Below are 26295 nucleotides of genomic sequence, written 5' to 3'. Positions count from 1 at the left end.
ATTAAAATTCATTTATAAATAAGTCAAAATTGCCTGTGGCGGCCACTTTCAGCAAATACGATTGCCACACATTGTTGTTCGTAATATCACGATCAATTTCGGCACGGTTTAGCGTATACATGATTTGTGTTAAATCGGTAAGATCCGTTAATCCGTTTTTGTATAAAGTCGATTTTTGCAGGTAGGCTTTTTTCGCCGCATCCACCTGAATTGGTGCTTCGGCATAATTGTCCAGCGTAATTTTGATCTTATCATCGGCAAAATTCATTTGCGATTTCAGTTCACGGTCGGCCTGGTTGTATTCTTCCTGTAACGCCTGCGAAACAAATTTCTGGGCGCTTACCTGTTTACTCATTCGGAACGGGGTCGTCAGGTTCCAGCTGATTCCGATTCCAACCAGATAATTGGTGCGGTCCGGATTTACACCATCCCAGTAATTTCTGGTAAAAGCCGTCTGATCGGTAATATAATCAGACTGAAATCCTGAAGCTCTTGTCTGCAGAACACCAAAAGCCGTCATGGTCGGGTAATAAAAGCGTTTGTATAATTTTGCCTGCTGATTGCTGTAATCAATTCGGGTTTTGTATAATTGCAGTAACGGATGAAGGCTATCAGTCGTTTTTTCAGCCAGTAATAATGCTTTCGGAATATTGTTGACAAAAAGCGTATCGGCAGCAAAATCCTGAGGGGCAACACCCATCAGATCGACTAATTTATTGTTCTGTTCCTTTACGAAATTCCTTGCCAGGTTCAGCGCAATTTTGGCTTTCGAAACTTCGGCTGTCGCTAAAGTAGAATCGACTCCGGCTAATAATCCGTTTTTTACCCTTGCAGCAGCGGTTCTTTTGAAAACTTCAGCACGGCTTAAATTCTTTTGCTGTGAAATTAATAAACGCTGACTTGCGAGTAAATTAAGGTAAGCAGCAGAAATCCTGATTTCCTGTTGAAACATTTCCTGCTTTAGATCCGTTTCTTTGGTTCGGACGTCTATTTTAGCCAGATTGATTTTTTCTTTTGCTTTTCCGAAAGTGAAAAAATCCCAGTTCATATTGACTAAGTAAAGTGCCCCAAAAGCCGAATTCCAGTTTTGATCCGGTAAAGCCGGTCCTGAAGAAGCCGTTCCTAATCCGTTGAAACCATACAAAGCACCGTTTTGTCCGTTGATGGTTCCGTAATCCTGTTGGGCAGAGAGGTTCAGGTTGGGTAAATAATCGCGTTTCGATTGTTTGAGCGTCTCCCGCGAAGCATTGGTGTAGTTGTTTTTTGCTTTGATTGAACCGTAGTTTTCAAGTCCCGTTTTTATAGCTTCTTTTAAAGACAGGGTTTGTGAATAACCAAGAGCGGCAAAAATCAAGAAAAATAATAAAGTAATTTTTTTGAAGTACATAAAATTCGTGGTATCAAATTATGAAACAAAATTATTTTACTTGAAATGATTTTTGTCATCTTAAATGATGTACTGCGATTATAAATGACCAATTGAATTGGTCATTTATTAAAAAAATAAAATAAAAATTTGTGGTTAATTTGTAAACTATTTTAAGTTTAAAAAATGAATAAAAAATTTGATAACATATTGGATAACAAATGGTGGCAGGAAATTGCCGTTGTTGCCTTTTCATTTACGATCTATACGTTAAAAAATGACTGGATGTTATTTAGTTCTTTTACTTCCATTTCAATGGGTGTGTTTTTCTATTTTATTTTATACATGCATGCCCAGTTCAACCGTTTTTTACTATTGCCCATACTTTTCAAAACCAGAAGACCCGTAAGCTACATCTTACTGACGCTTTTTGGGGTGTTTGTGTTTTCAATTGTCTTATACGAAATAACCATGCTGGATATGTTCAGCAATTGCCGTTTGTACCAGAATTCACATCAGAGAAGTTATGTCTACCAGCTCGCCAGCGTTTTAGGAACACTGGTTTGTATACTGAGCCCGATTATTGTTTTCAAGTTCTACAGGATTCACAGAAAACAAACCGATGAAACGTTGTTGTTCAACCAGATGCAGCTCAATTCACTGAAAGGGCAGCTGAATCCGCATTTTCTATTCAATACCTTCAATACCTTATACGGAATCAGTCTTGAATTTCCGGACAGAACGCCGGACCTGATTATGAAAGTTTCACAGCTAATGCGCTATCAGCTCGAAAGTAATAATAAACAATGCGTATCTTTAGAAGACGAACTGGAATTTATAAACAGTTATGTACAGCTTGAAAAAGAAAGGGTAGGATACCGTTGTGATATCACCTATGACTGTAAAATTGACAACGAAAACGCCTATAAAGTATCACCAATGCTGTTGATTGCCTTTATTGAAAATGCCTTTAAACACGGAACCTGCGCCATCGAAAAATGTTTTGTGCGCATTATTGTTACGGTCGAAAACGGCTTGTTGCACCTGCATGTAGTCAATTCTATTCCAACGAAAAAAACCGATGTCGTTTCAACGAAAATAGGTTTGAAAAATACAATCGAGCGTCTGAACCTGATTTATGGAAAGGACTATAAACTGAATATTCAGGACAATAAAAATACGTATATCGTTGACCTGAAATTACAACTGAAAAAGTTTGTAGAATGATAGAATCCAAAAAATGTATTATTGTGGATGATGAACCGGCAGCGCATTATGTGCTGGCCAATTATATCAAGCAAAATCCAAATTTGGAGCTTGTCTTTCAGGGGTATAATGGCATTGAAGCCATGAATTACCTTCGCGAAAACAAAGTCGATCTGATGTTTCTGGATATCAACATGCCGGAGATTTCGGGTATGGAACTGCTAAAGATTCTTCCCGTGCATCCTAAAACGATATTAACGACTGCCTATTCTGAATTTGCACTCGAAAGTTATGATTACGGTGTGATTGACTATTTGTTGAAACCTATTTACTTTCCCAGATTCCTAAAGGCTATTGATCGGTTTTTTGCCACTGAAAATGTAAAAGCAAAGGAAGACGAAGTGGTGGTCAATTCGGTCAGTGTAAAAGTGGATGGCTATTTGGTAGATTTAGAATTAGACCAGCTGTTGTTTGCACAGAGTTTTGGAAATTATGTGAAATTGTACACGACCAAAAGAACCTATCTGGCTTCAATTACAACAAGTGAACTGGAGAAATGCCTGCCCGAGAAAACCTTTATGCGAATTCACAAATCCTATATCGTAGCCCTGGATAAAATCGAAGCTACCGAAAAGGATTTTGTTATTATAAAAAAAGAGAAATTACCGATCGGAATTACCTATAAACGAGAATTATCGGAGCGGTTAAAAAAATAAAAAGTTTTACAAAATTCATTTTAAATTCATTTAAAAGTAGTAGTTTTAGTACGCATTTAAAAAGGGATTTAATTTAAAATTTGAAATCATGAAAAACTTAATTTTTGCTTTTAGCCTTTTTTGCAGCAGTTTCGGGATGGCGCAAAACGGAATCATGCCAACAGGGGTAATTACTCCACCTGAAAAAGTCAGGTTTACTTTTGAAAAAGAATATCCGGGCAAAGTTCCGGTCTGGTCGATAGAATATGTGGGAGACGACAATGATGAAATCAGGTATGAAGCGAAGTTTAATGCCACCAGTACTGCAAAAGCACTGGCCGTTTACGATAATCTGGCCGTTTTAAAAGCATATGAATTACAAATTCCGCTGAGCCAGCTTCCGCTAAAAGCACAGAAATACCTGAAAAATAATTATCCAGCACAGGCCATTCGTGAAATCGCAGTAGTAGTCGACTATAAAAGCAAAACAACCTACGAAGTCGGAGTAGAAAAGGAAAACAAATTTTATGATGTGGTCTTCGATAAAAACGGAGGTTTCGATGTCATCATTCAAAAAGATTAAAAATAAGAATTCTTACTAACTCAATATATTCAAAATGACAAACCCGTCAGGTTTTAAAACCTGGCGGGTTTTGTTTTGTAATTAGGATACGAAATAATAGATTTAGGTTTAAACGTTGGTGTTTTAAAACACTCAGAAATACATTTAGATTATCAAACCCGACAGGTTGAAAAACCTGTCGGGTTTAAACATCTAACATCTAACATCTAACATCTAACATCTAATATCTAACATCTAACATCTAACATCTAACATCTAACATCTAAAAATTATAAATTTATTCCTCCGGAAACCTCAATACGCTGTGCATTTACCCAACGCGCATCTTCGGTGCATAAAAAGGCAACGACGCCGCCAATATCATCCGGTAGCCCAACTCTTCCTAAGGCGGTTAGAGAAGCGATGTGCTGGTTGAGTTGCTCGTTGTCTCTCACGGCTCCGTGTCCAAAATCAGTTTCAATCGCGCCCGGAGCTACTACATTGACTTTTATTTTTCGTTCGCCCAATTCTTTTGCCTGATATTTAGTCAGCGTTTCGATTCCGCCTTTCATAGAAGCATAAGCCGAATAGCCCGGGAATGAAAATCTTGCCAGACCGGTAGAAATGTTTACGATTCCACCACCATCATTCATGATGGCTAATGCTTTTTGGGTTAGGAAAAACGGTCCTTTCAACTGAATATTACTCAATTCATCAAAATCTGCTTCCGTAGTTTCGATGTAAGGTTTATGAATTCCAATTCCGGCATTGTTTACCAGAAAATCAAACTTGTCAGTAGAAAAAGTGTTTTTTAAAGCCGTTTTCACTTCTTCAAAGAAAGAATCAAAACTGCCTGCTTCAGCCACATTCAACTGAATGGCAACGGCTTTTTGTCCCAAACTTTCGATTTCTTTTACTGTATCTTCCGCTTCTTCTTTTTTACTGTTGTACGTCAGAATCACGTTGATTCCTTTTTTTGCTATAGCCAAAGCCATATTTTTTCCCAAACCTCTGCTTCCGCCTGTTACCAGTGCGATTTTTGTATTTACTGCCATTTTGTATTTGTTTTTAAATTTTGATTATTTATTGGAATGTAGTGTGGTATATTATAGAGTTAAGAATATAGAGTATAGAGTCAAGAATATAGAGTATAGAATATAGAATGTAGAATATAGAGTATAGAGTATAGAATTATATCTTAAAAAATCCCCTGAATCTGCCAAATCTGCGAGAGAAACAAACCTCTCATTGTTATCTTAATTGGAATGCATGGCGTTAAAGTGATTTCTCAAATCTTCGGCGCTGGCATTCAGTCGTGTTTCGCTGGTTCCGAAGGTCAGTTCTTCTTTTCCTTCCTTCAATTGCTCAAAAATAGATTCGATAAAACTGCTTACGCTCGGATGTGCGTCGTGCAGTCCAGCTCCGCCAAGATCCGTGTTAAGTGCAGGCGGAATGATTTCGATCACTTCAATATTCTTTGATTTCAGGATATGACGAAGGGAAAGGGTAAATGAACGGAAAAAAGCTTTTGTGGCTGAGTATACCGGAATTTTTGCAAAAGGTGAAAAGGCCAGCCCTGAAGTTACATTCATCACTGTGGTAAGTGATTCTAAATTCGCAAATAAGGAAGTCAAATGCAGGGGCGCTTCAATATTGGTGCTGATTTCAGCCTTCATACTTTCGTAAAAACCGGGATCCGTAACTGAAACCCATTTTTGAATTCCCGCATTATTGATGAGCACATTTAAGTCGCTGTGGTTTTCCTTAATCCATTCGTAAAGGGCCACACGCTCTGCTTCAACAGACAAATCACATACTTTAGTTAGTACAGATGGAAACTGAGCCTTAACTTCATTCAAAACCGATTCTCTCCTGCCACAAATAATGACTGTATTGTTTTCTTCAATAAATCGTTGTGTAAGCCCAAGCCCGATGCCGCTTGCTCCACCGGTGATTAAAATTTTGTTGTTTGATAAATTCATCTTTTCGATCTTTTAAATTGATAAGACAAAGGTAGGGGCGAAGTAGCATGCCGGAATTGTAAATATCAAACCGAAGTTTGCGAAATTCAAATCAGGAAGTTTTCAATGTCAAACTTCAAGTGTCAAATTCCAAATTCCAAATTCCAAATTCCAAACTCCAAATTCCAAACTCCAAACTCCAAACTCCAAACTCCAAACTCCAAACTCCAAACTCCAAACTCCAAATTAAAATTAGCTTCTGAAAGCTAAAGGCGTAAAGGAAGTTTGCTTTTTAAAGAAATTAGAGAAATGTGCGAGTTCTTCAAATCCTAAAGAATACGCAATTTCAGAGATGTTCCAGTCGGTTTGTCTTAAAAGGATTTTGGCTTCGTTGGTCAGTCGGCTGCTGATTAGTTCCGTGGTGGTTTTTCCCGTATTTTCTTTTAAAACCTTATTTAAATGATTGACATGTACAGACAACCGGTCGGCAAAATCCTTGGCTGTCCTTAGCACAAGTCGCTGATGCGGTGATTCTATTGGAAATTGTCGTTCTAATAATTCAGCAAATAAAGAAGAAACCCTTGCCGCAGAATTGTGTTTCGAATATAAGGCTGTTAAGGGTTGCAGTTTTTGTCCGAAGTGAATTAATTCGGCAACATAATTCCGGATCAAATCGTATTTGTAGACGTAATCTGAATTGATTTCTTTTTGTATTTTATTGAATATCAGTTCAACTTCTATAACTTCCTCATCGGAAAGCTGAAAAACAGGATAACCGTCTGTGGCAAAAATAGGAAGTTCATCAAGGTCAATTCCGCTTTTGTTTTTAGAAAGGAATTCACCGGTAAACACGCAAAACTGTCCCGATTGATTGGTGTCCTGCGGAAGATAATTATAAGGGATTTTTGGAGTGGCAAACAAGAGCGCATGTTGCTCTATTTCAATGATTTTGTCGGCATATTCAGCCCTGTTCTTTCCTTTTATAAGACTTATTTTATAATAAGCCCTTCGGTCATACGGCATAATGGATTTTCCCTGAAGCCTGTCTAATAATTCTTTGATATTAAACACATTAAAATGACCAATTTCCTTTTTAATGTCGTTGGGTAATAAAGAACTCGGCTCAACTGCTGAACCTTCGGTAATGTCCTGGTAAAATGAATCTAGTGATTTCATAACTGAATTGTAAAATTCAAATATACGAAAATTTGTTTTGGGTTTGAAGTTTGAAGTTTCAGGTTTCAGGTTTGAGGTTTCAGGTTTGAAGTTTCAGGTTTAAAACTTTGCGTGGATTGAACCGCAAGGAGCGCAAGGTTTTTCGCAAGGTTCGCAAAAGTTTTTGTTATTTTTTGTAAATATGCGATCCTGAGGTCTGGGGTAAAACTTTGTATTCTTAATTTTGTGTCATTTCGCGGTACAAGAAATCACACTTGAAGCTTCGCAAATAAAATCGCCCATCTTCTATTTTTAGGTTTCAAGTTTCAAGTTTCAGGTTTCAAGTTTCAAGTTTCTGGTTTCTGGTTTCAGGTTTCAAGTTTGAGGTTTGAAGTTTCAAATTATCTAATTATCTAATTATCTCATTTTCAAATTATCCAATTATCCAATTTCAAAACAAACTCCCCTGAATTAATTCCGGTTGCGGATTACTGCCAAAGGGAAACGTTTCAATTGCAAAAAACTGCTTTTTTATTGGATCAAATTCTCTTAAAATAATTTCTTTACATAAAAAGGTAATATCAATTATCGTAAAAAGCTCTGAAGCTATTTTTAGGTTTTCAGGAGTCAATTTTCTTGCTATCGAAACGTGTGGCTGGGTGCTTTTTTTTATGTTTTTAATTCCAACCGAATCCTGAGTCTTTTTCATAATAATTTTTAAATTCAACTCTTCGTTTGTCTTTCTTTTTTTAATGTTTGAAATTGTCGATGTCTTGGGAGTTCTTTTTATTATTGACTTTGCAGGAATTTTAGGATTTTCATTTACGCCAATGAAAAAGGCACCATTATCATACGAATCAAAATGATCCAGATTAACATAGAAAGGAGTAAATGTATCGCAAACTTTGAAGAGCTTTTGTATAGTTTTATCTAACTGAGATTTTTCACTCGTAAATTCAAAAATGGTAATGTGAGCCAAAGAATTTTTGCTGTTAAACCAACCAATCTTTTCACCCAAATCTTCTTTCATGGTTCTGACAGGATCGATTATTTCTCGTGGCTGAATTACAACTGAATATTTATTTTCCATTTAGAACTGTTTTTTATTCAAATTTATTTTTTTTCTTTTAAATACAATCGGTGTTCTATTTCTGATTTCAGTAATCCGCTTCCTCCGCCAAAATGTTCAATTACTTCTACATCGGGCTGATGTTCTATACAAAATGAAGTGAACTCTTTTTCGACATGATCTTCGATCGCGGAACTCAGCAAAACCATGTCAATTTTATTTTTCAGGAAATAGTCCTGAGCTGCATTTTCGTCACTAAAACCAACAGCATTCCAGTTTTCATTGGCATTGACAAGTCTTAGCAGTATGGTTAAAATCGCTTCGTTTTTTCCGAGTATTAAGAATTCGAGTGTTTTCATAATCAAGTAGTTTGTTTACAAATTTACTGGTTTAAACGTGATTTGGATTTAACCTGGATTAAGAAAGTTTTTTTAAAATTTCATGTTTAAAGTTTCATGTTTGGAGTTTCATGTTTCACGTTTCATGTTTCAGGTTTGAAGTTTCAGGTTTCAGGTTTGGAGTTTGGAGCTTCAGGTTTGGAATTTCAGGTCTTCGGTTTTTGTATCGGTCTCAGTCTTTTTAATAATTATTTGAGAAATTTTTGTCTTTGCAAAAGTGCTAACCTGATCTTTTAGAGGAAACTACAATTGTAAAATTATAAAGTATTGAAAAGATTTTGTTAGAATGTGGAAAGCCGTAATTATTTCAATAAAAGACCTTGTAAATTTGCGTCACAGGAGCTGAAGCTGATCTATGTTTTTTGCCTTTTCAGTCAGTACTGAGGCTTCTGTGTGAATGTTTTTTTGGAGAAAAACAATTTAGTTGAGGAAAATTGACACATCATTTGATCGTGGGTAGCTTTGTTTAAATTTGCAAAAATACAAGAAAGTCTATTTTTCTATGGTCTGTAGATTTGGTTATTTGTTAGCCGGATCTATAGACTTTTTTTATGCTAATAAGAGCAGTCCGGTAATCCAGAATTGTATAACATCCCAGTTGATTTTAAATTTTTGCGGAGAACAGCCGTAGAAATTTTTAAAGGCTGCCGAAAAATGAGATACATCTTTATAGCCGCATTTATAGGCCGCTTCGCTTACCGTTATGGCTTTATTCTGGAATAATTCCTTGGCGCGTTCCATTCGCAGTTTGATAATATAACTCTTCACCGTAGTTCCGAAACAAGCCTTGAAACCTTTTTTAAGTTTGAATTCATTTAGTGAAATTATTCTTGAAAGTTCCGGCAGAGTCGGGGCGTGGGCACAATCTTTTTCCAGAATCTCTTTCGCTTCCAGCAGCTTGCAATAATCGTCTTCGATAATAAGATCTTTTTGGTGAGGCTGCTGATTAATAAGCGTTTCGAGCTGATGTATCAGGAGTTCGCGGATTTTTGTTTCGATATACATCTTTTTTAAAGCTCCCTGGCGCCTGCAGTTTTTTATCTCAGAGATGATCCATTGAATGGCAGGCGAAAACGGAATGTATCTGGAAGTCAGGTAACCTGATTTTTTTAAGAGAATGTTTTTTGAAAATTTTTCATGAAGTTCCCAGTCTTCATTGATAATATTATAATAAAATGCTTTTGATAAAATAATAGACAAATAATTGATTTGCTCAAAAGCAGGAATCTTAAAAGTAGCCTTGTACTTTGTAGCATAGAAAATATTATGGGTGTTTTCTTTCGTGAATTTTTCACTTTCCAGCTGATCAATTTGTGTTTCTACATTGTTGCAGCTTATAAAATCCATTACGACACATTCATCGTTAATTTCGAAAACTTCAGTCTGAGGTTTCGAAAAATACATCTGGGTATCAATTAAAACCATTCCGTCTGTAGTTAAAATATGGCTTTTAATTTCTTCTGAACCTTTCTTTTGAATGAGAATATTTTCTTCTGTCAAAGAACTTTTAGGGTCATAATAATCGCTAATCTGAATGCTGATAATTGGTTTTTCGTGTGCTGATAGTTGTGATGTTATTTTCAAAATATAATCCGTTTTTACAAAATAATAATCCGTTTTTCCCTAACTTTTTTGGAGAAGTTGATGGTACTTTTGCGGCAAAGTTATTTATAATTAGTCTAATTAAAGATATGACAACTCACAAATTTTTATTTTTAAGTATTTTATTTCTCTTCCCGTTCTTATCATTTTCCCAGCAAAATCAAGGTGTTTCGGTTAGTGGACAGGTAACTGAAAATTCAGGACAAAATATTCCTTTCGCCACAATTGCCATAGAAAAAACTGACTTTATCATGATGGCAGACGAAAATGGGAAGTTTATTTTCAAAAATGTAAAGCACGGAAAATATACTTTTAAAATTACGGCTGTCGGTTTTTCTGACTGGAAAAAAAATATGGAAGTTGCCGATCAGGATACGAATATTTCAGTTCAGTTAGCGAACGAATTGAATGAATTGGAAAACATAACAGTACTGGGACGTTCGCAAACGGAAAAAGTAAACAAACAGGCTTACCATGTCACCGCAATTGATGCCAAAAAACTGCACAATTCGACATTAGACCTTTCTCATGCCCTGGACAGGGTTTCGGGAGTGCGTGTTCGTGAGGCAGGCGGAGTAGGTTCGAAATCAGAGCTTTCCATTAACGGATTCTCGGGAAATCAGATTAAAATTTTTATCGATGGAATTCCAATGGATAATTTCGGATCTTCCTTTCAGCTGAATAATATTCCGGTAAATCTTGCAGAACGTGTTGAAGTGTACAAAGGAGTAGTACCCATCTGGCTTGGAGGAGATGCCCTAGGAGGTGCAGTAAATATTGTAACGAACAGTAAGCCAAGAACCTATGTCGATGCTTCTTATTCTTTTGGGTCTTTTAACACGCATCGTTCAACAGTAAATGCAGGTTATACGGCCAAGAGTGGTTTTACAACGGAAATTAATGCTTTTCAGAATTATTCAGACAATGATTACTGGGTAAATGTGGAGGCATCCGATAAACTTACCGGACAATATTATCCGGAAGCGCGTTTGAGAAGATTTCATGATAAATACCGCAATGAAACCGTAATCCTGAATATTGGTGTGACGGGTAAAAAATATGCGGACAAATTGTTATTCGGTTTTACGGCAGGCCAGAACAAAGCAGACATGCAGACCGGGGCCAGAATGACCAGCGTGTTCGGAAAAATATACAGCAAAGGCAATATTTTAATGCCAAGCGTAAAATATCAGGTAAAAAATTTCTTTACAAAAGGGCTGGATTTTAGTGCTACTGGTAACTTTAATTTTGGTGAAGAACAGAATATAGATACTGTTTTCAGAAGGTACGACTGGTACGGGGATTATAAAGAACTTCCCGGTTTAGGCGGAGAACGGAGCCGTACGTTACGTAAATTCAAAAACAATAACGGAATCGCTACTGCCAATGCTACTTACAGCCTGGGAACGAGACATTCGTTTATGCTGAATAATACCTTTAATACTTTTGACCGTAAGGAAAGCGATGAGCTTGTTCCGGAATCAATGGTTTACAAACAGCCGAAAAAATCACAAAAGAACATTTTGGGTGCAGGCTACAAATTTGATTATAATGAAAAATGGAGCACCTCATTATTCACCAAACAATACTCTTTAAAAAATACCTACTCCAGAAGTTATAATCCGTCGGGAAATACAGGTGATGTGGCCTATCAGGAATATGTCGATACAAACTCCCTTTGGGGTTATGGAGCAGCAACGAGTTATTATATCAAACAAAATTTACAGGTGAAAGGCTCTTTTGAAAAAAGCTACAGATTACCGGTTCCGGAAGAAGTATTCGGAAATCCAAACAATAATACCGCAGGGAACCTCGATCTGAGACCAGAAACCAGTAATAATTTCAATTTGGGACTGAGCTATCAGACTAATTTCAGAAAGGTCAATGCAATGACATTCGATGTAAGTCTTTTGTACAGGGATGCAACCGATTTTATTCGTCCTGAGCTGGATGTCAATCAGATCCAGACCAGAAGTGTAAATCAGGGCAGGGTAACCAATTACGGTATAGATGGGGAAGTTCGTTATTCGTACAGCAACAGGTTTACTGCCGGCGTAAATATGACGTATCAGAATCTTCGTAATATGACGATGTATGAGCCAAATCAAAACTACGTGTCAGCTTATTATAAGGACAGGATTCCCAATATTCCCTTCCTGTTTGGTAATGCCGATGCCAGTGTGTTTTTTAATGATTTCCTGAAAAAAGGCAATAATCTAACAGTCGGATACAACTTTTTATACGTGCATACCTACTATTTGTCATGGCCAAGCCGCGGTATCAAAGATGGTAAGCTGGATATTCCGCAGCAGTTTAATCATGACTTTAATGTGGTCTACACGCTGGCAAATGGTAAATATAATATCGCTCTGGAATGCAAAAATGCATTGGATAACAGGCTTTATGATAATTTTTCTTTACAAAAACCGAGCAGGGCTTTCAATATAAAATTCAGATACTATTTCAATAAATCAAACAAATAAATTTTAATATAACAAATAATCATTATGAAAAGAATCAGCAAAATAGCCGTATTCTCAGCTTTAATAGCGTTTACATCATTCTCTTGTGAAAGTAATTCAGACTCACCGGACAGCGGGACACCCAGCACAGGAACCGGAAAAACTAAATACATTATCACGGCAACAACCGGAGCAGTAGGAATCGCGGATTATTTACTAACGGCAGACGATATTACTACGGGTTCAATCACCACTGCAGGTAACGGATTGGAACAGGATGGTTCTTACCGTTATTACATTACCAATCAAAACAAGTTCTTTAGTTTGCTTTACGGACAGGGAAATCCCGGAGCCGTTACTTCATATGCTTTGTCTGAAGAAGGTAAATTAGTGAAAACATCGAACTTTCAGGCCGAAACAGTACATGTTTTTGCAGCAGTAAACAAAGATATCCTTACTATAAAAGTACCAAGAAGCGGGGCAGCTTCTATTGCTTCGATGTACAAAATTGATACTGAAAAATCACTTATCGTAGGTGAAGCACAACAGGACACAAAAAAATTAGCAGGAAACGGAGAAAGAGCTTTCTTTACCTGGGCCACTCAGGTGGGCGAAAAAGTATTCATGCCTTACATGAGTATCAAAGGAGACGGAGTTGATAATTTTGGAACTGCAAATCCGGACAGTACGTGGGTTGCCGTTTACAATTATCCGGAACTTAAATTAGAAAAAGTAATCAAAGACAACCGTACGAGTTATTTGGGAGCCTATTTTACAAACGGATTAATTCAGGACGAAAATGGTGATGCTTACGGATTCTCAGGGGCTATTGCAACGAGCAATGCTGTGTTGACCTCTACAAAACCATCTGCAGTAGTGAAAATCAAAAAAGGAACTACTGAATTCGATCAGTCTTATTTCTTTAATGTACAGGAAAAATCAGGAGGTTACAAAATTGCTTCTTCAACTTATATTTCAAAAGGGAAAGTTTTACTGTTAATGTACGGAAATCCGGGTAAAAATAGCGGAGCTGTAAAACTGGCTATTGCCGATGTGTACAACCAGACTTTTACATGGGTTACGAATGTTCCTGCAACACTGACTTCTGCTACAAGCCGTTATAATATTGTTACCGAAGACGGAAATTCTGCTGTACTTGGAATCAATACACCGGACGGAAACTGGATTTATACCATCAACGGAACAACTGCTGTTGCCACAAGAGGTATGAAGGTAGAAGGCGGTCAGATTACTGCTATCGCGAAATTAAAATACTAAATTAGTTTTTTTTGAAACCGTAGGCGCTTCGGGGTCTGCGGTTTTTTTGTTTATCTTTTTATACTCTTTTAAATATGTTTTCTTCTTCGTCAAACCCAAATAAGAAAAAAAGTAAAAAATCACTCTTCAAACGGGTTATGGCTGGCTGCATTTATGGCTCGGACTGGCTTCCGGAATTATCGTCGTTATTGTCAGCCTGACGGGGTGTATCTATGTTTTTGAAAATGAAATTAAAGATTTTATCGAAGACTGGCGTTTTGTAAAACCTCAGAAACAGTCATTTTTGCTGCCTTCACAACTCGTTGCAATTGCAGACCGGGAAATGAAAGGCAAACATGCCAACAGTGTAACCTTTGGAGCCAAAGACGAAGCTGCAATTGTGGGCTATTTTACGGAGAAAAAAGGAGGAAAAGATAAAGCCGGTGAAGGCCCGAAAGAAAAGAAAAACCGGAATAAAAGTGAAGTCACCAAAACGGAGCCCAAAAAACAGGAAGGCAGAGAAAGGGGAAAAGGAAAAGGCAAAGAAGAGAAATCCAAAAAAAGAAGAGGCGGTATTTTTACCAGCGTTTATATGAATCCGTATACCGGGGAAGTATTGAATGTGAAATCGTTTTCCAGAGGTGATTCACTTGATTTTTTCAGATTTATATTAAACGGACACCGCGCTTTATGGCTTCCGTACGATATCGGAAGACCCATTGTCGGAATAGCAGTTTTAATTTTTGTATTTCTGCTGATCTCAGGTATCGTTTTATGGTGGCCAACCAAATGGATTAAGTCCATTCGGGATAAAAGTTTTAAGATTAAATGGTCCGCCACTTTTAAGCGTGTCAACTATGATATGCACAACGTGCTTGGATTTTACAGCATGATTTTTCTGCTCTTCATATCCGTCACCGGTTTGGTCTGGAGTTTTGGCTGGTGGAGTAAATCGCTGTACTGGGTGACATCAGGCGGGGCAACTTTATCGGACAGCCGGGAGTCGCCAAAATCGGATACGACAAATCTGGCAACATTTCATATCACAACAGTGGACCGCGTTTTAAAGAACATTTCAAAAGAAAATCCGGACGCCTCGGGAATTCTGGTAACCATTCCGGAAAAACCTTCCGACGCGATTGGAGCTTTTGTATACAAACAGAAAAACACGTTCTATAATATGGACCGTTATAGCTTCGATCAGTATACCCTTAAAGAAATTTCTATAAAAACGCCTTTCTCAGGAAAGTATACAGAAGCCAATATTCCTGATAAAATCCGCAGGATGAATTACGATATCCATGTCGGAAGTGTCCTTGGACTCACAGGAAAATTTATAGCATTTTTTGCCAGTTTAATTTCGGCCAGCTTGCCCATAACAGGATTTTTAATCTGGTGGGGAAAACAGAAATTTGGTAAAAAATCAAACAATAAACCTAAAGTAACAGAAAAAGCAGTTGTTGTTTCTAAACTAAAAAACAGAGCGGCAAAAGAATTGTCAGCTTAAAAGTAAGATTGTTTTACTTTGATTTTTTTTTGATAATGAAAAAGGCAAAACCGGTAAGGTTTTGCCTTTTTTTATTTCGAAAAATTTAAGTTTAGAATTTGTTGCTTTTGAGCCAGTCTTCACATTGTCTGGTCCAGTATTTATTGGTATCTCCAATGCCCAATCCGAAACCGTGCCCGCCATTTTCATATAAATGTAACTCGGCTGTAACTTTATTTTTTTTAAGGGCCAGGTAGTAATTAATGCTATTTTCGGGTAAAACAGCTCCATCATCGGTAGCATGAATCAGAAATGCCGGAGGAGTTTGGGCAGTTACCCTTTTTTCATTCGAAAAAGAATCTAGTAATGCAGCAGAAGGATTTTGCCCTAATAAGTTAATTTGTGAGCCCTTATGCGTGATGTAATTTTGCATCGAAATAACGGGATAAATCAAAAGGGAAAAATCGGGACGAGCACTTAACTTTGAGGCCGTTTCATATACTTTATCATCATAATGGGTAGACAAGGTAGCTGCCAGGTGCCCGCCTGCGGAAAAGCCCAGTACACCGACCTTATTCGGATCAATATTCCATTTTGAGGCATTTTGTCTTACGTAACGTACCGATTCCTGCGCGTCCTGCAATGGCCCGATGGTTTTGTCTTTCATAATCAAATCACTTGGCAATCTGTATTTCAGCACGAAAGCCACAATTCCGATACTATTGAACCACTCCGCCACTTTTGTCCCTTCCTTGTCAATGGCCAGATGCATATAACCGCCACCTGGAAATATAACTACAGCCGTTTGATTGGGCTTGCTATCCTTAGGTAAAAACACCGTTAAGGTAGGCGTGGTCACTAAAGTGGTACTCTGTACTTTCCCGTCTTTTAGGGTTTCTTTTTCGGTATAGTCTGCAGCTTTAATTTCTCCCGGTATTTTATTCCAAAGAGGTAGTACCTGATTTTGCGCCTGAAGCTGCTGTAGCATTCCCGCGAATAAAAAGAGATTTAGGAGTACATTTTTTAAGATAAGGGTTTTTAATTTTTTCAATTTTATAAAAGTTTAGTATGATCTAATTTGATTGTAATGGTAAAATTCAAATTTAAGGTTTATTGTTTGATTTTATTCCGATAAATTAATAATTGTGTTTTTTACACTAATAAATAGCTGAAAATGATGCAAAATCGTAAATTTTTGGACAATTTTGCTACCTCAAACGGATATTTTTTGCCTATTGGCATTTAACAAATATATTGTTTAATATGTAATTTAGCAATCTGTTTTTTGTGTGATGTGTTTATTTATGATAATAAAATAATTTTTTATGCAATTTATTTGGATTATAAAGATTTAAAACTATATTTGTGCAATCGATTACATTATTTGATTTTTGTTGCATTTAGTGTTAAAGAACTGAATACCACAAGAAGCTATTTCTGTTTACCGAAAATTAAAAATTACACCAAAAACCTTTACTATGAACCAGACCAATTCAGTTACTGTCAGCCAGAAAAATGCTTCCGTCGGAAAATATCGTTGGAGTATTTGTGCCTTGTTGTTTTTTGCCACTACAATCAATTACCTCGACAGACAAGTGCTTTCCCTGACCTGGAGTGACTTTATTGCACCTGAGTTTCACTGGACGAATAATGATTACGGAAATATTACCGCATTGTTTTCGATTTTCTATGCCGTATCGCTGTTGTTCGCCGGAAGATTTGTAGACTGGCTGGATACAAAAAAAGGATTTCTCTGGGCCATCGGAATCTGGTCCATCGGAGCCTGCCTGCATGCCTTTTGTGGTATTGCAACCGCGGGAATTATTACCGGAAACTGGTTTGTAGGTTTTGAAGGTGCTAAAAATTTGATTCATTTAGTAAAAGATACCGGTTTAGTAATCAATGTAAGTGTGGCTTTATTCATATTTGCCCGTTTTGTACTGGCGGTGGGGGAAGCAGGAAATTTTCCGGCAGCCATCAAAACTACAGCTGAGTATTTTCCCAAAAAAGACAGGGCTTTTTCTACGAGCATATTTAATGCCGGTGCCACTGTTGGTGCTTTGGCAGCTCCAATCTCAATTCCGTTTATTGCAAAATCTTTCGGGTGGGAAATGGCCTTTATTATTATTGGGGCTTTAGGTTTTGTCTGGATGGGATTCTGGGTTTTTATGTATGATAAACCCGAAAGACACAAAAGAGTTAGCGCTGAAGAATTAGAATATATTCAGCAGGATGATATTGCCGACGCTAAAATAGTGGGCTACATACCTGATACTTCGACGAAGGTTTCTTTTATAGATTGCTTTAAATACAAACAAACATGGGCTTTTGCCTTTGGTAAATTTATGACAGACGGTGTCTGGTGGTTCTTTTTATTCTGGACTCCGGCTTACCTGAGTTCTGTTTACGGAATGGATTCTACTGAAGCGGCTTTACCTTTATTCGTTTTATACATGATTACGCTGCTTTCTATTATCGGTGGCTGGCTGCCTACTTATTTTGTAGAGAAAAAAGGAATGAATCCGTACGAAGGAAGAATGAGAGCGATGCTGATCTTTGCCTTTTTTCCATTATTAGCCTTAATTGCCCAGCCTTTAGGATATATAAGTTACTGGATCCCGGTCATCATCATCGGTATTGCAGGGGCAGCACATCAATCCTGGTCGGCTAATATTTTTACGACGGTTGGTGATATGTTTCCTAAAAAAGCAATTGCTACGATTACCGGAATAGGAGGTTTGGCAGGCGGTGTAGGTTCTACAATAATCAATAAAGGTTCCGGATTATTATTTGATCACGCCAAAGAAACCAATATGTCCTTTCTGGGTTTTCACGGAATCGAATCGGGATATTTTATCATTTTTTCTATTTGTGCAGTATGTTATTTAACCGGCTGGATCGTAATGAAATCACTGGTACCTAAATACAGACCGATTACAGATCTTTAAAAGAGACCTGACCCACTAACTAATCAACCAACCAAACCAATTTAAATATGAATCAGGCTAATGCGGCAATCGGAAAATATCGCTGGACAATATGTGGTTTAGTATTTTTTGCTACAACTGTAAATTATTTAGATCGAAATGTAATTAGTTACTTAAGGCCTTTTCTGGCAGAAGCTTTTCACTGGACTCCAGAACAGGAAGTTATTGATTATTCGAATATTGAACTGGCTTTTAAAATCGCGTATGCACTGGGTATGCTCGTTGCCGGAGGAATTATAGATAAATTGGGTACAAAACTGGGCTATGCAATTGCGACCGGCCTGTGGAGTCTGGCCGCCATTGGCCATGCGCTGGCAACTGGTACAGGAGGTTTTCTGATCGCGCGCGTGTTTTTAGGAATTACCGAAGCCGGAAATTTTCCGGCAGCCATAAAAGCTACGGCAGAATGGTTTCCACAGAAAGAAAGAGCATTAGCAACAGGAATATTTAATTCAGGAAGCAACATTGGAGCTATAATTGTTCCGTTGACCGTGCCTTTTATTGCAGAGCATTACGGCTGGCAATGGGCTTTTATTTTAACGGGAATTGTGGGTTTTGTCTGGGTGGGTTTATGGTTTCTTTTATATGAGGTTCCTCAAAAGCAAAAACGTTTGTCCCAGGCGGAACTGGAATACATCACATCTGATAAAGCAGATGTTACGGAGTTGGAAGATACGGAAAAAGTATCCTGGATGAAATTATTATCTTTTCGCCAGACATGGGCTTTCGCTATTGGAAAATTACTGACAGACCCGGTGTGGTGGTTTTATTTATTCTGGTTGCCGGATTTCCTAATGAAACAATATAAACTTTCCGCTACCGAAATCATCTGGCCCTGCGCTTTAGTATACATGATTGGAAGTATTGGAAGTATCGGCGGAGGCTGGCTTCCGTTACAATTAATCAACAACAACTGGCCTGCTTACAAAGCCCGTAAAACCAGTATGCTGTTGTATGCCTTTGCAGTTTTACCGGTATTATTTTCCCAGTATTTAGGCGCAATCAATATGTGGCTGGCCATTTTGGTAATCGGTTTTGCAGTTTCGGCACATCAGGCATGGAGCGCTAATATTTTTACAACAGTATCCGATATGTTCCCGAAAAAAGCTACGGCTTCCGTAACCGGAATCGGAGGGATGTTTGGAGCGTTTGGCGGAATCCTGCTGACTCTGGTGGTTCAGAAAAATATGTTTGTCTATTATACTAAATTAGGAAAAATAGAAACGGGATATTTTATCATGTTTTGTATTTGTGGCGCTTCTTACTTATTAGCCTGGTGTATCATGCATCTTTTAGTTCCACGTATGAAAAAGGTTGAATTTTAATTTAGAATCAAAAAAAAATAATAAATTTTAAGAAGGTTTATTGATATTTAGAGATAAAAATCTAATTTTGTGCAATCGATTACATTAAATTAAAAATTATGACAAAATATAGTTCAAGATACGCGTCAAGCCCCGAAGCGGTGAAAAAATACGATACACAACAACTAAGAGACGAGTTCTTAATTGATGATTTAATGAAAGAAGATGAAATTGTATTAGTCTACTCTCATTATGACCGATATATTGCCGGTTCAGCAGTTCCTGTAAAAAATGACTTAACATTAGAAACAATAGATCCCCTTAAAGCGCCGTATTTTTTAGAAAGAAGAGAAATCGGAATCATTAATGTGGGAGGAAGCGGTTCTGTTCTTGTTGAAGGAAAATCTTTTGAACTTGGTTTTAAAGATGCTTTGTATATCGGAAGCGGTAACAAGGAAGTAATTTTTAAAAGTAACGACAATACTAATCCGGCTAAGTTTTATATCAATTCCGCACCCGCACATACCAGTTACCCAACGGTAAAAGTGAGTTTGGCAGAAGCCAATAAATTAGAATTGGGTACGATGGAAACGGCAAATCACCGTACAGTGAACCAAATGATTATTGGAAGTGTCGTAACAACCTGCCAATTGCAGATGGGAATGACAGAATTGAGAACTGGAAGTGTCTGGAATACCATGCCGGCACACGTACACGATCGCAGAATGGAAGTTTATTTCTATCTGGACATTCCGGAAAATCAGGCTGTTTGCCATTTTATGGGACAGCCTCAGGAAACAAGGCATATCTGGATCAACAACCATCAGGCGGTAATTTCCCCGCCATGGTCTATTCATTCCGGTTCCGGAACCAGTAATTATACTTTTATCTGGGGAATGGCAGGGGAGAATTTAGATTACGGCGATATGGATGTTTGTAAAATCACAGATTTAAGATAAGATGACAAATTCATTATTTGATATAAACGGAAAAATTGCCCTTATCACAGGAAGTACTCACGGACTGGGTATGGCAATGGCAAAAGGGCTGGGGCAGGCAGGAGCAACAATTGTTGTTAATGGCAACTCCTCACAGCAAAAAATAGATGATGCCGTAAAAGAACTTCAAAACGAAGGAATCAAGGCGGTTGGTTACAGATTTAATGTAACAGATGAGCAGGAAGTGATTGCTGCGGTTCAAAAAATTCAAAGCGAAGTCGGACCCATTGATATTTTAATTAACAACGCCGGAATTATCAAAAGAATTCCGCTGATTGAAATGGAAGTAGCCGATTTTAAAGAAGTGATCGATATCGACCTCGTGAGTCCTTTTATTGTTTCGAAGCATGTGGCCAAAGGAATGATCGAAAGAAGACAGGGAAAAATTATAAACATTTGCTCGATGATGAGCGAATTAGGCCGAAATACAGTAGGAGCTTATGCTGCTGCAAAAGGCGGTTTAAAAATGCTGACGAAAAACATGGCTACGGAATGGGCGAAATACAATGTGCAGATCAACGGAATTGGACCCGGATATTTTGCGACAGAACAAACCAAGCCTATCAGAGTGGACGGGCATCCGTTTAATGATTTTATAATTAGCAGAACGCCGGCGGCAAAATGGGGAGATCCCGGTGATTTGGCCGGAGCAGCGATATTTTTATCTTCGAAAGCCAGTGATTTTGTCAACGGTCATATTTTATATGTGGATGGCGGAATCCTTGCAACCATTGGAAAACCTTCAAACGAAGAATAATTTTCAACTTATATTTTAAAAGACATGAGCACGAATCAGACCTTCATAAATGATAACTTTTTACTGGAAAATAAATATGCTGAAGAGTTGTATCACAATTATTCTAAAAATCAGCCTATTATAGATTACCACAATCACCTGAATCCACAGTTTATAGCCGAAGATAAAATCTTTGACAATAGTACACAGGTCTGGATCAACGGAGATCATTACAAGTGGCGTGCGATGCGTACCTTGGGCATCAACGAGCAGTTTGTTACCGGAAACGGTTCCGATAAGGACAAATTCCTAAACTGGGGAAAAACGGTTCCGTACACGATGCGTAATCCGTTATATCACTGGACGCACCTGGAACTGGCACGTTATTTTGATATCTACGATTTACTGAATGAAAAATCAGCAGAGAAAATCTATATCGAAACTTCAGAGAAAATCAACTCAGCAGCTTACAGCACCCAAAACCTGCTTAGAAAAGTAAATGCGGAACTGGTATGTACCACTGAAGATCCGATCGATAATCTGGAGCATCACCAGAAAATTGCTCAAAATCCTTTCGGAACAAAAGTGAGCACTGCTTTCAGGCCTGATAAAGCCATTCTGATTTCAAATGAGGGCTATAACGGGTATCTGGACACCTTAGGAGAGGTCTCCGGAATCGCGATTCATACCTATTCGGATTTGTGCAGCGCCCTGAAAAACAGAATAGAATTCTTTGCTCAAAATGGCTGTAAGTTAAGTGACCACGGACTGGATCAGATTTATTTTGAAGAGTTTACGGAAGCTGAAGTCAGTATAATTTTCAAAAAGAAAAGAGAAAACAGAATTATAACTCCCGAAGAAGCTTTAAAATTCCAAAGTTCAATATTGTTGTTTTTATCTGAAACGTATCATGAAAAAGGCTGGGTACAGCAATTTCACTTAGGGGCACTGCGCAACAATAATGCGCGTATGCACCGAATTTTGGGACCTGATACCGGCTGGGATTCCATTGGAGATTACCCGCAGGCGCAAAAATTATCATCATTTTTAAATGCGCTGGACAGTAAAGATAAATTGACGAAAACAATCATTTATAACTTAAATCCGGCTGACAATGAGGTTATGGCTACCATGATTGGTAATTTCAATGACGGAAGTGTCAGAGGAAAAGTACAGTTCGGATCCGGATGGTGGTTTTTAGATCAGAAAGACGGAATGACCAAACAATTGAATGCCCTTTCCAATATGGGATTAATCAGCTGTTTTGTTGGAATGCTGACCGATTCAAGAAGCTTTTTATCGTTCCCGAGACACGAATATTTCAGACGAATTCTTTGTAATCTTCTGGGAGACGAAATTAAAAGAGGGGAGCTTCCGAATGATATGGAATGGATTGGTAAACTGGTTCAGGATATTTCGTATAACAATGCGAAGGAATATTTTAAATTTTAATTAGAATATAGAATAAAGAATATAGAATAAAGAATATAGAATAAAGAATATAGAATAAAGAATATAGAATAAAGAATATAGAATATAGAAGGAAGAATATAGAAGGAAGAATTTGAAGCCTGCAGATTAGGCAGATTTTTTTAATCTTTTATCCTTTTAATTTTTGGCAAAGTAAAATAACCGTTAAGATTCAGGTGTAATCTAGTAATGGTAAAAAAACAAACTATATGAGTAGAGTAGTTGCATTTGGCGAAATCATGCTGCGTTTATCGACAGAAAGACATTTAAGGTTTGCGCAATCAACGGCATTTGGTGCTACGTATGGGGGCGGAGAATTTAACGTTTGTGTTTCTTTGGCCAATTACGGTGTGAATGCTGAATTTGTTACCAGATTACCAGAAAATGAAATCGGTGTTTCTGCATTAAGGGAAATCCGAAAAATGAATGTCGAGTCTAAAAACATTGTTTACGGTGGCGAACGTTTAGGGATTTATTTTCTGGAAACCGGAGCTGGGACCCGCGGAAGCAATGTAGTGTACGATCGTGCTCACAGCGCAATGTCAACAATCGAAAAAGGACAGGTTGACTGGGAAAAAGTACTGGAAGGAGCAGAATGGTTTCACTGGAGCGGTATTACACCTGCTATTTCTCAAAGTGCGGCTGAAGCTTGCTTAGAGGCAATTAAAACAGCGCACAAACTCGGAATTAAAATTTCCTGCGACTTAAATTACAGATCAAAACTTTGGCAGTATGGAAAAACACCAAGTGAAGTAATGCCGGAAATGCTGCAATACAGTAATGTTATTTTAGGTGATATCGATACAGCTTATTTTATGCTCGGAATTCCGAAGGTAAATCCAAATTATCAGGACGAGAAATCGCTTCCGGCATTATATACAAAATTGTTTGAATTGATTCCAAATCTGAAAATTGCCGCAACGACACTTCGTTATTCGGTAAGTGCCTCACATCAGCGTATTGGTGGTATTTTGTTTGACGGAAAAGCAATTTATAGTGCAGCTGTTAAAGAAGTTACACCAGTTGTGGATCGCGTTGGAAGCGGAGATGCTTTTATGGGCGGATTGATTTATGGTTTATTGGAATATCAGAATAACAGCCAGAGAGCGTTAGATTTTGCAGTGGCAGCCTGTTGTTTAAAACATACTATTGCAGGAGATTACAATCTGGTGACCTTAAAAGAAGTTGAAAATATGCTTGATGGCGATTCTGCCGGATTGGTATCAAGATAATTAATAGAAAATGGCAAAATATTCAAGAATTGAAGTGGCTTCGCAAATGAAAGAAAACGGAATGGTTCCGTTGTTTTTTCATTCTGATATTGAAGTGAGCAAAAAAGTACTAAAGGCCTGTTACGACGGAGGTTCAAGATTAATGGAATTTACAAGCCGTGGTGATTTTGCTTTCGAAGTATTCGGAGCTTTAAATAAATATGCCCTGGCCGAATTACCGGGAATGATGTTGGGAGTAGGCTCTGTTACAGATGCTGCTGCTGCGTCTTTATACATGCAGCTGGGAGCCAATTTTATTGTAACTCCGGTTTTCAGGGAAGATATTGCAATCGCCTGTAACCGCCGTAAAGTATTATGGTCACCGGGTTGCGGAACACTGACGGAGATTGCCAGAGCGGAAGAATTAGGCTGTGAAATTGTCAAATTATTTCCCGGGGATATTTATGGCCCGGAGTTTATAAAGGCAGTGAAAGGCCCTTGTCCGTGGACGAGTATCATGCCAACAGGAGGTGTTTTGCCAACTGTAGAAAGCCTTACTTCCTGGATTGGTGCAGGTGCATTTTGTGTGGGTCTGGGGTCACAATTAATTTCAAAAGAAATACTCGATACCAATGATTTTGACGGCTTAAAAATGAGAGTCAGTCAGGTCCTTGACATCATCAAAAATATTAAAAATAAATAAGGGATAATCATGCCTGTTCCTTATTTGGCTTGCAATTTTTTTAAAAGTTTTTAGATATTGTAACAGAGCATTGCGCTTGCAAAATATATTTTGTCACTCCTCACAGCAAAATTTATTTTACTCACTCAGGTGTAATGCTTCTTTTACAATTAAAAAACAAAAGCCAAATAAGTGTTTACTGTGGTTATTTATAATGCTTTAAAGAATTTATAATGGAAAAAATAAACAGATCAAATTCGGAGTTTTCGACTAAACTTCCAATAAAAATTGTACAATTTGGAGAAGGTAATTTCTTAAGGGCTTTCGTAGAATATGCCATTCAGAAACTAAATCAGGAAGCTGGTTTCAATGCAGGGATTGCAGTAGTACAGCCTATTGATAAAGGTCTTGTCAATATGATCAATGCCCAGGATGGTTTGTACACTTTGTTTATGAAAGGGGTGAAGAAAGGACAGGAAATTCAGGAGAAAGAACTGATTACCAATATTGTAAAAGCAATTGATCCTTATGCCTCTTTTCAGGAATATCTGGCTTTGGCAAAAGAAGAAGAGCTGGCTTTCATTATATCAAATACTACGGAAGCGGGTATTGAATACATTCCGTCAGACCTTCCGACGATGCAGCCTCCGGTTTCTTTTCCAGCGAAATTAACCGTACTTTTACACGAAAGATTTAAGCATTTTAGCGGAGACGTATCTAAGGGGCTAACGATTATTCCTTGTGAGTTAATTAATTATAATTCAGATACTTTAAAAGAAATTATTTTAAAATATGCAACGGAATGGAAACTGGGACAGGATTTTATTTTCTGGCTTTTAAACAGCTGTTCTTTCCACAATACTTTAGTAGACAGAATTGTTCCGGGTTATCCAAAAGATCAGATTGAAGAATACAACAGTCAGTTGTCGTATAAAGATGATCTGATTGTAAGTGCCGAAAGCTTCTTTTTGTGGGTGATTGAAGGTGATGATGATCTAAAAGCAAAACTTCCGTTTGAAAAGACAGATTTAGATGTGAAAATAGTGGCTGATATGCAGCCGTTCCGTACCCGAAAAGTAAGGATTCTAAATGGTGCACACACGGCTATGGTTCCGTTTTCATTGCTGTACGGGAATGAAACCGTTAAAGAAACCGTTGATAATGCCTTTACAGGAGATTTCGTAAACAAAGCTGTTTTTGAGGAAATCAATGATACGCTAAATATGGACAAAGCTGAATTAACCAGTTTTGCTGAAGAAATTCTGGACCGTTTCAGAAATCCGTTTATCAAGCATTTATTGTCATCGATTGCTTTAAATTCAATTTCGAAATTCAAAGTACGTGTTTTGCCAAGTTTAACGGAATATGTGGCCATTCATAAAAAATTGCCGGTTCATCTGACCTTTGCATTTGCCTGTTTAATTCGTTTTTACAAAGGAACTTGGAAAGGGGAAACTCTTCCCTTAAACGATAGCGATGATATCATTACTTTTTTCAATGAAGTTTGGAAATCAGAGGATTATAACAAAATAGCGACACTTACATTACAGAATAAAAGTTTCTGGGATGAGGATCTAACTGCGGTTCCTTCTTTGACGGAAGCTATTGCAAAAGCATTAAAAGAAATTGATGAAAATGGTGTAGAACAAGGTTTTGCCAATTTTAAAAAATAATAAATTCAGGAACTC

At 37.7% G+C, this 26295-nt stretch carries 22 protein-coding genes; 14 read left to right on the top strand and 8 right to left on the bottom strand.

Annotated features, from left to right (window positions below; translation table 11 throughout):
• Position 1: 1 nt before the first annotated feature.
• Positions 2 to 1387, bottom strand: coding sequence for a TolC family protein (locus tag D0817_RS01780; RefSeq protein WP_127336668.1), 1386 nt, complete (start codon positions 1385 to 1387; stop codon positions 2 to 4).
• A gap of 165 nt (positions 1388 to 1552) precedes the next feature.
• On the opposite strand from D0817_RS01780, the gene D0817_RS01775 reads away from it, so the two are divergent.
• From D0817_RS01775 to D0817_RS01765, 3 genes are all read left to right on the top strand, one after another.
• Positions 1553 to 2593: a sensor histidine kinase gene (locus D0817_RS01775; RefSeq protein WP_127336667.1), complete on the top strand. Its 1041-nt coding sequence runs from the start codon at positions 1553 to 1555 to the stop codon at positions 2591 to 2593.
• Positions 2590 to 3288: a LytR/AlgR family response regulator transcription factor gene (locus D0817_RS01770; RefSeq protein WP_127336666.1), complete on the top strand. Its 699-nt coding sequence runs from the start codon at positions 2590 to 2592 to the stop codon at positions 3286 to 3288. Before D0817_RS01775 ends, D0817_RS01770 begins: the two co-directional genes overlap by 4 nt.
• An 88-nt stretch (positions 3289 to 3376) precedes the next feature.
• The gene (locus D0817_RS01765; protein ID WP_127336665.1) at positions 3377 to 3850 is read left to right on the top strand and encodes a hypothetical protein; all 474 of its coding nucleotides are present in this window, start codon (positions 3377 to 3379) and stop codon (positions 3848 to 3850) included.
• Positions 3851 to 4119: 269 nt separating this feature from the next.
• Here D0817_RS01765 and D0817_RS01760 read toward each other — a convergent pair whose 3' ends face one another.
• From D0817_RS01760 to D0817_RS01730, 6 genes are all read right to left on the bottom strand, one after another.
• The gene (locus D0817_RS01760; protein WP_127336664.1) at positions 4120 to 4884 is read right to left on the bottom strand and encodes an SDR family NAD(P)-dependent oxidoreductase; all 765 of its coding nucleotides are present in this window, start codon (positions 4882 to 4884) and stop codon (positions 4120 to 4122) included.
• 201 nt (positions 4885 to 5085) lie between these two features.
• Positions 5086 to 5811, bottom strand: coding sequence for an SDR family oxidoreductase (locus D0817_RS01755; RefSeq protein WP_127336663.1), 726 nt, complete (start codon positions 5809 to 5811; stop codon positions 5086 to 5088).
• Positions 5812 to 6042: 231 nt separating this feature from the next.
• Entirely contained in the window at positions 6043 to 6966 is a 924-nt protein-coding gene (locus tag D0817_RS01745; RefSeq protein ID WP_127336662.1) for a helix-turn-helix domain-containing protein, read from the bottom strand.
• A gap of 430 nt (positions 6967 to 7396) precedes the next feature.
• Entirely contained in the window at positions 7397 to 8035 is a 639-nt protein-coding gene (locus tag D0817_RS01740) for a 2'-5' RNA ligase family protein (protein WP_127336661.1), read from the bottom strand.
• Between the two features lie 23 nt (positions 8036 to 8058).
• Positions 8059 to 8373: a hypothetical protein gene (locus D0817_RS01735; RefSeq protein WP_127336660.1), complete on the bottom strand. Its 315-nt coding sequence runs from the start codon at positions 8371 to 8373 to the stop codon at positions 8059 to 8061.
• 588 nt (positions 8374 to 8961) lie between these two features.
• On the bottom strand, positions 8962 to 9996 hold the full coding sequence (locus tag D0817_RS01730) for a helix-turn-helix domain-containing protein (protein ID WP_127336659.1): 1035 nt from the start codon (positions 9994 to 9996) through the stop codon (positions 8962 to 8964).
• A 107-nt stretch (positions 9997 to 10103) separates the two neighbouring features.
• Here D0817_RS01730 and D0817_RS01725 point away from each other — a divergent pair, with 107 nt between their 5' ends.
• The 3 genes from D0817_RS01725 (at position 10104) to D0817_RS01715 (ending at position 15240) form a co-directional block, all read left to right on the top strand.
• Positions 10104 to 12497: a TonB-dependent receptor gene (locus tag D0817_RS01725; RefSeq protein WP_127336658.1), complete on the top strand. Its 2394-nt coding sequence runs from the start codon at positions 10104 to 10106 to the stop codon at positions 12495 to 12497.
• A 24-nt stretch (positions 12498 to 12521) separates the two neighbouring features.
• Positions 12522 to 13754: a DUF4374 domain-containing protein gene (locus tag D0817_RS01720; protein WP_127336657.1), complete on the top strand. Its 1233-nt coding sequence runs from the start codon at positions 12522 to 12524 to the stop codon at positions 13752 to 13754.
• Positions 13755 to 13872: 118 nt separating this feature from the next.
• Complete coding sequence (locus tag D0817_RS01715; protein ID WP_127336656.1) at positions 13873 to 15240, top strand: PepSY-associated TM helix domain-containing protein; 1368 nt, start codon at positions 13873 to 13875, stop codon at positions 15238 to 15240.
• 91 nt (positions 15241 to 15331) lie between these two features.
• On the opposite strand, the gene D0817_RS01710 is transcribed toward D0817_RS01715, so the two are convergent.
• Entirely contained in the window at positions 15332 to 16270 is a 939-nt protein-coding gene (locus D0817_RS01710) for an alpha/beta hydrolase (protein WP_238160799.1), read from the bottom strand.
• Positions 16271 to 16697: 427 nt separating this feature from the next.
• Between D0817_RS01710 and D0817_RS01705 the strand changes: the two genes are divergently transcribed.
• From D0817_RS01705 to D0817_RS01670, 8 genes are all read left to right on the top strand, one after another.
• The gene (locus D0817_RS01705; RefSeq protein WP_127336655.1) at positions 16698 to 18167 is read left to right on the top strand and encodes an MFS transporter; all 1470 of its coding nucleotides are present in this window, start codon (positions 16698 to 16700) and stop codon (positions 18165 to 18167) included.
• Positions 18168 to 18214: 47 nt separating this feature from the next.
• Positions 18215 to 19531 (top strand): MFS transporter, encoded by a 1317-nt coding sequence (locus tag D0817_RS01700; protein ID WP_127336654.1) that lies wholly within the window; start codon positions 18215 to 18217, stop codon positions 19529 to 19531.
• 98 nt (positions 19532 to 19629) lie between these two features.
• Positions 19630 to 20469 carry a 5-dehydro-4-deoxy-D-glucuronate isomerase gene (gene kduI / locus D0817_RS01695; protein WP_127336653.1) on the top strand — a complete coding sequence of 280 codons (840 nt, stop codon included), beginning with the start codon at positions 19630 to 19632 and terminating at the stop codon, positions 20467 to 20469.
• A gap of 1 nt (position 20470) precedes the next feature.
• Positions 20471 to 21265: a gluconate 5-dehydrogenase gene (locus tag D0817_RS01690; RefSeq protein WP_127336652.1), complete on the top strand. Its 795-nt coding sequence runs from the start codon at positions 20471 to 20473 to the stop codon at positions 21263 to 21265.
• Between the two features lie 24 nt (positions 21266 to 21289).
• Positions 21290 to 22696, top strand: a complete 1407-nt coding sequence (gene uxaC / locus D0817_RS01685) for a glucuronate isomerase (protein ID WP_127336651.1) — start codon at positions 21290 to 21292, stop codon at positions 22694 to 22696.
• A gap of 227 nt (positions 22697 to 22923) precedes the next feature.
• A complete protein-coding gene (locus D0817_RS01680; protein ID WP_127336650.1) occupies positions 22924 to 23946 on the top strand; it encodes a sugar kinase in 1023 nt (340 codons plus the stop codon).
• 10 nt (positions 23947 to 23956) lie between these two features.
• Entirely contained in the window at positions 23957 to 24628 is a 672-nt protein-coding gene (locus D0817_RS01675) for a bifunctional 4-hydroxy-2-oxoglutarate aldolase/2-dehydro-3-deoxy-phosphogluconate aldolase (protein ID WP_127336649.1), read from the top strand.
• A gap of 212 nt (positions 24629 to 24840) precedes the next feature.
• Positions 24841 to 26280, top strand: a complete 1440-nt coding sequence (locus D0817_RS01670) for a tagaturonate reductase (protein WP_127336648.1) — start codon at positions 24841 to 24843, stop codon at positions 26278 to 26280.
• Positions 26281 to 26295: the final 15 nt, after the last annotated feature.

Origin of the sequence: Flavobacterium cupreum (genome assembly GCF_003996965.1) — a bacterium.
Lineage (GTDB): Bacteria > Bacteroidota > Bacteroidia > Flavobacteriales > Flavobacteriaceae > Flavobacterium > Flavobacterium cupreum.
The sequence above is the reverse complement of the archived record's forward strand: the minus strand, read 5'-3'. Positions and strand labels throughout refer to the sequence as shown.